This is a genomic window from Mesorhizobium sp., assembly GCF_004962925.1.
In the GTDB taxonomy this organism is placed as follows: Bacteria; Pseudomonadota; Alphaproteobacteria; order Rhizobiales; family Rhizobiaceae; genus Mesorhizobium.
Genome location: NZ_SUEO01000388.1, coordinates 1 through 1,613, shown reverse-complemented (window position 1 = coordinate 1,613; position 1,613 = coordinate 1). Strand labels below are relative to the sequence as shown.

1 protein-coding gene is annotated in these 1,613 nt (G+C 60.1%); it reads right to left on the bottom strand.

Annotation, left to right across the window (positions count from 1 at the left end; translation table 11 throughout):
• Positions 1-54: 54 nt before the first annotated feature.
• Positions 55-1,613: ParB/RepB/Spo0J family partition protein (locus tag E5W87_RS35265; RefSeq protein ID WP_292408540.1), on the bottom strand; the 1,559-nt coding region annotated here is incomplete at its 5' end.

Genomic DNA, 1,613 nt, shown 5'->3' with positions numbered 1-1,613 from the left:
AAATCGGCCTCGTCGCGCGTCGTTTCGATGGCAGGAACGGAAATCCTCACAGGATCAGGAAGCCAACCGCTGTCGACGACCATCCGCTCTGCAATGCCGACGGCTTCCAATTTCGATACGCTCATGTGTCAGCTTGATTTGCAGCAAGCTATCTACGTTTGGGCGGTAATCATAGATCACACTCAACAGCATCGCGTGAACTACGGCTGCCAAGGCTATTTCGTGATTGTTCGCGAGTTCGACGCGTAGCGCCGCCGTCTTTTGAGCGGTCAGGTCCTCGACGAGCGCCGCCGAATGCGTCACCTTCGGCTGTCCGGCCTCCTGTGGTTTTTCAACGCTGTTGCCACCTTCGTCGTCGCCATCGGCCTCGTCATCCCGGTCATCCTCGGGCCGCACAAGACCACGCTCGATCCGCACATCGCCGTAGTTGGTCAGCGTGACGATCGCACCGCCGATCTCGAAAGCTTCCGGCGTATAAATTTCCGTGCGGTCCTGCAACGCGGTGATCCGCTTGTCGATTTCCTCGATCTTCGCATCAGCCTCTTCGTCGGCGGCCTCGGCCCCGATCAACTCGGCCAGATCGTCATATTCTGCGGTGAGTTGGTCGAGCTCGGCTTGTTCGGCCTCGGACAACGGCACCTGTTCGGGATAGCGCCGCCCATAGGCTTGGAAGGTGTCATAGGATACATCGGGCATGATCTCGACCCATTTCCAGCCTTCCGCCTTCACCGCCTTGGCCGCGCTTTCAAGCTTGGCTGCGACAAGGGCGTCCAGCTTCACGACATCGACAGCGAAACCGCCTTCCTTGTCATCGCACAGATCGCGCCTGACGGTCCCGCCTGCCGCCTCGTAGGCGTCCAGTCCACCCAGGAATTTGACTCGCTTGTCGCCTGCCCGAACGCCCTCGCCAGCAAGCGCGGAACGAATGTTTGACGCGTAACGGTTCCACGCTGGCAGTTCATTCCATATCCGTTCCTGCGCCTCGTGATCGTCGCTGATCGTGAAGGCCGAAAGCTGCTCAAAGGTCATGTCCTCGTTGCGGTAAGCCTCCAAGAGGCGCGGCGACACGCGACCAAGGGCAAGGCGGCGGCGCACAATCGTTTCGGTCGTGCCGAACCGTGCGGCAATGTCGGGGACCGACTTGCCTTCGTCCGCCAGATCGCGGAACGCCTCGTATTGATCGACCGGGTGCATGTCCTCGCGCAAGACGTTTTCTGCAAGACTGGTCGCCTTCGCGTCCTCGCCCGCTCGCTCCTTGCATTCAACGGGAAAATCCTTCGCGATCTCTCCCTTCTCGGCCAGCAGATTGAGCGCCGCGCGGCGTCGCCCGCCAGCGGTCACGAAATAGCGGCCCTTCTTGTCGCCCTTCCTGACGACAAGGTTTTGCAACAGCCTGTAGCCATCGGCCCTGATGCTCCCTGCCAGTGCTGCGATACCCTCGGCGCTGTAGGTTTTGCGGACGTTCTTCGGATCCAAATCCAGCTTGTTAAGGGGAATGATGATTGTCTCGGTCATGGGTTTCTCTCCTGTTTTCTCGTTTTCCCGCGAAGCGGAAATCCTGCCCGAATGAGCAGGAGCCCCGCTCCTGCTCCCGAGCTCGTGCGGAACAGCGG